The 5,069-nt window shown below is 74.4% G+C and carries 1 protein-coding gene; it reads right to left on the bottom strand.

All coding sequences use genetic code 11. The annotated features are described in order from the left end of the window. A partial coding sequence (locus ABTY20_RS34755; RefSeq protein ID WP_352001141.1) for a beta-ketoacyl synthase N-terminal-like domain-containing protein occupies positions 1–5,069 on the bottom strand: 5,069 nt, incomplete at both ends.

Here is a 5,069-nt window from a genome sequence, read left to right on the forward strand (position 1 = left end):
ACCGGCAGGGGCCGCAGCGCGCCCTCGGCGAACAGCCCCACCAGCTCCCGCAGCATCTCCCCGGTACGCTCAGGGCCCGCCTCACCCAGATCGAACGCCCGGTAGGCCACCCGGTCGATCGCCAGCGGGTCGCGGACGTCGGTCTTGCCCATCTCCAGGAACCGGCCGCCGTCCGCCGTCAGCCGCAACGACGCGTCCACGAACTCACCCGCCAGCGCGTTCAGCACCACGTCCACGCCCCGGCCACCGGTCACCGCCCGGAACTTCTCCTCGAAGCCCAGATCACGCGACGACGCGATGTGATCATCATCCAGCCCCAGACCCCGCAGCGTCTCCCACTTGCCCTCACTCGCGGTCGCGAACACCTCCGCACCCAGATGCCGGGCCAACTGCACCGCCGCCATGCCCACACCACCCGCACCGGCATGCACCAGCACCGACTCCCCCGCCCGCAGACCCGCCAGATCACGGAAGGCGTACAGGGCCGTCAGGAACACCAGCGGCATCGACGCCGCCTGCTCGTCCGTCCACCCGTCGGGAACGCGGACGAGGTAGCGCTCGTCGATCAGCACGGTGTCGGCCAGTCCGCCGGGCACCATGCCCATCACCCGGTCACCCGGCGCGAAGTCGGTCGCCTCGGGGCCGGTGGCGGTGACGACACCGACCGCCTCGGCTCCGAGCGGTCCCGCTTCCCCCGGGTACATGCCGAGCGCGTTGAGCACGTCGCGGAAGTTCAGCCCGGCCGCCCGCACCTCGAGACGCACCTGCCGCCCCTCCGGAGCCTGGAGCACCTCCGGGCACGGAACGAGCGTGAGGGCGTCCAGGTCTCCCTTGCCGGTGCTGTCCAGCCGCCAGGGGCCGTGGGCCGGGGGCAGCAGTCCGGCACCGGTGACCGCTCGGTCCAGGCGTCCCACCAGGACGTCCCCGTCCCGTACGACGAACTGGGCGTCGCCGCCCGCCAGGAGCTCCGGCAGCAGCGGCAGCACGGTCTCGACGCGGCTGTCCGCGTCGAGGTCGAGCAGGGCGAAGCGGGTGGGGTTCTCGGAGTGCGCGGCGCGCAGCAGACCCCAGACGGCCGCGGCCGCCAGGTCCTCGACCCGGTCGCCGTGCCCGGAGCACATCGCGCCCCGGGTGACGAACACCAGCCGGGCCGTCTCGAAGCGGTCCTGCCGCAGCCACTCCTGCACCAGGTCGAGGGCGTGCGCGAGAAGCGTGTGCGTGGCCCGCGGTACGTCGTCGCCGTGGCCGTCGCCGGACACGGGGACGCACACCAGGGTCTCGGCGCCGGTGAGACCGTCCAGGGCGGCCGCGGCGGCGTGGGTGCCGAGCGCGGGCAGGAGGGCGTGGCGGACCGAAGGGTCGGCTGCGGTCCCGGGGGCGGCGGTCCACTCCGGACGGAGCAACGAGTCCAGCTCGGGGCGGCGGGCGGCGGGCGCCTGCGCCCCGGCGGGGACGCGCAGCACCAGCGACTCGGCCGACAGGACGGGAGCGCCCTCGACGTCGACCGCGGCGATGGAGACGGAGTCCTCACCCGTGCGGGCGACCCGGAAGCGGACCACGGAGGCGCCGCCCGCGTGCAGCGACACCCCTGCCCACAGGAACGGCAGCAGCTTGTGCTCGTCGTCCAGGCCGGCGAAACCGACGGACTGCACGGCCGCGTCCAGCAGCGCCGGGTGCATGCCGTAGTAGTCGGCGTCGTCCGCCTCCGCCGGGAGCGCGGCCTCGACGAACGCCTCCTCGCCGCGCTTCCACACGGCGCGGATGGTGCGGAAGACGGGTCCGTACTCGGTGCGGTCGTAGAAGCCCTCCAGGTCGGCGGCGACCGCGCCGCGCGGGGGCCAGACACTCGCGTCGAAGCCGGTGGTCCGCGCGTCCGTGCCGAGCACGCCGGCGGCGTGCTCGGTCCAGGTCGCCTCCGGCGTGTCGGCGGACCGCGAGTACAGGCTCACCTTGCGGGCGCCGCTCTCGTCGGGCGCCCCGACCCACACCTGGACGACGACGGCGCCGTCCTCGGGCAGCAGCAGCGGCGTGGCGAGGGTGAACTCCTCGACACAGTCGCAGCCGACCTCGTCGCCGGCGCGCACGGCCAGTTCGAGGAAGCCGGTGGCCGGGAAGAGGACCATGCCGCCGCCGACGGTGTGGTCCGCGAGCCAGGGGTGCGTGATGAGCGACAGGCGCCCGGTGAACAGCACGCCCTCGGAGGCGGCGAGTGCCGTGGCTGCTCCCAGCAGCGGGTGCTCGGCGGGACGGAGCCCGGCGCCCGTGACATCACCGGTGTGGGCCGCCGGGCGGGGCCAGTACCGCTCGTGGTGGAAGGCGTACGTCGGCAGCGCCACCCGGCGTGCCCCCGTCCCCTCGAAGCACGCCGCCCAGTCGATGTCGACGCCGGTGACGTGGAGCCGGGCCAGCGCGGTGAGCAGCGCGGTCTCCTCGGGACGGTCCTTGCGCAGGGCGGCGACGGACACGACGTCCTGGCCGCCGTCCAGCACCCGCGCCGCCATCCCGGTCAGGACACCGTCCGGGCCCAGCTCCAGGAACGCGTTCGCACCGGCGGCGGCCAGGGCGCGCACGCCGTCGGCGAACCGCACCGTGTCCCGGACGTGACGCACCCAGTACTCGGCCGAACACAGCAGGTCGGGGCCGGCGATCCCGCCGGTCACGTGGGACACGACGGGGATGCGCGGCTCGGCGTAGGCCAGCCCCTCCGCGACCCGCCGGAACTCCGCCAGCATCGGCTCCATCAGCGGCGAGTGGAAGGCATGGCTCACCGACAGCCGCCGCGTCCTGCGGCCCCGGTCGGCGAAGTCGGCCGCGAGGGCGAGGACTTCCGTCTCCTCACCTGCCACGACCACGGCGTCCGGACCGTTCACCGCCGCCACCGACACACCGGCGGTCAGCCTGCCGGTGACCTCCTCCTCACTGGCCTGCACGGCCATCATCGCCCCGCCCGCCGGGAGTTCCCGCATCAGCCGGGCCCGGGCCGCGACCAGCGTGCACGCGTCCTCCAGGGACAGCACCCCGGCCACGTGCGCGGCCGCGATCTCCCCCACCGAATGACCCCCGACGAACTCCGGCCGCACACCCCACGACTCCACGAGCCGGTAGAGCGCCACCTCGACCGCGAACAACGCCGGCTGCGTGTAACCGGTCGTGTCGAGCAGCTCCGCCTCGGGCGTGCCCTCCTCGGCGAACAGCACCTCACGCAACGGGCGGTCCGACTCCGCGTCCAGCCGCGCCAGTACGGCGTCGAGGGCTTCGGCGAACACCGGGAAGCGGGCGTACAGTTCGCGGCCCATGCCGGGCCGCTGGGAGCCCTGACCGGAGAACAGCACCGCCGGTGACCGCTCCCCCGCACGACCACGCGCCACCTCCACCGGCGCCCCGCCCCCGGCACCCGCGAGCAGCACCGCCCGGTGCTCGAACACCGACCGCCCCGACGCCAGCGAGTAGCCCACGTCCAGCGCGGACCCGGCGTCGCAGGACGTCACCCGGTCGATCTGTCCCGGCAGGGCGTCCTCGGACCGCGCCGAGACCGGCCACGGCACCAGGGCCGGCGAGACGGACGGCTCGGTGGCCGGTTCCGGGTCCTGCGCGGCCGGTTCGGGCTGTTCGAGGATGACGTGGGCGTTGGTGCCGCTGAGGCCGAAGGACGACACACCGGCGCGCCGGGGCCGGTCCGTGTCCGGCCACGCGGTCGGCTCGGTGAGGAGCCGTACCGCGCCGGCCTCCCAGTCGACGTGTGTGGAGGGACGGTCGACATGGAGGGTCCTGGGCAGGACGCCGTGGCGCAGGGCGAGCACCATCTTGATGACGCCGGCGACACCGGCGGCGGCCTGGGTGTGGCCGATGTTCGACTTGATGGAGCCGAGCAGCAGCGGGCGCTCCGGATCACGGCCCTGGCCGTAGGTGGCGAGGAGTGCCTGGGCCTCGATCGGGTCGCCCAGGGTCGTGCCCGTGCCGTGTGCCTCGACGGCGTCCACGTCGGCCGGGGTGAGCCCGGCGCTCGCCAGGGCCTGCCGGATGACGCGCTGCTGGGAGGGGCCGTTGGGGGCGGTCAGGCCGTTGGAGGCGCCGTCCTGGTTGATGGCCGAGCCGCGGACCACGGCGAGCACCTCGTGCCCGTTGCGGCGGGCGTCGGAGAGGCGCTCCAGGACGAGCAGGCCGACGCCCTCGGACCAGCCGGTGCCGTCGGCGGCGTCCGCGAAGGCCTTGCAGCGGCCGTCGGGGGCGAGGCCTCCCTGCCGGGTGAAGCCGGAGAAGTTCATCGGTGTCGACAGCACGGTGACGCCGCCCGCGAGGGCGAGGGAGCTCTCGCCGCTGCGCAGGGACTGGACGGCGAGGTGCAGGGCGACCAGGGAGGAGGAACAGGCGGTGTCGACGGTGAGCGCCGGGCCCTCCAGGCCGAGGGCGTAGGAGACCCGGCCGGAGATGACGCTGGTGGCGAGACCGGTGCTGGCGTGGCCCTCGACGTCCTCGCGGGAGGTCATCACCAAGGTCGCGTAGTCCTGTCCGGTGGTGCCCACGAAGATGCCGGTGGCGCTGCCGCGCAGGCTCTGCGGGTCGATGCCGGCGCGTTCGAACGCCTCCCAGGAGGTCTCCAGGAGCAGGCGCTGCTGCGGGTCCATGGCGAGGGCCTCACGCGGGGAGATCCCGAAGAAGCCGGCGTCGAAGCCGCCCACGTCGTGCAGGAAGCCGCCGCGGCGGGTGGCGCTGACGCCCCGGTTGTCGTGGCCTCCGCCGAACAGGGTGTCCAGGTCCCAGCCGCGGTCGGTCGGGAACGCGGTGATGCGCTCCTCGCCGTCGGCGAGCATCCGCCACAGTTCCTCGGGGGTGGCGATGCCGCCGGGCATGCGGCAGGCCATGCCGACGACGACGACCGGGTCGTCGGCGACGTCGGCGGCCACCAGGGGGGCGCCCAGGTCGCCGTGTTCGTCGAGGAGTTCGGCGACCAGGTGCTCGGCGAGGCCGTGCGGGGTCGGGTAGTCGAAGACGAGGGTGGCGGTCAGCCGCAGGCCGGTGGCGGTGGTGAGGCGGTTGCGCAGTTCGACGGCGGTGAGCGAGTCGAAGCC

Source organism: Streptomyces sp. NPDC126497 (assembly GCF_040302425.1).
Lineage (GTDB): Bacteria > Actinomycetota > Actinomycetes > Streptomycetales > Streptomycetaceae > Streptomyces.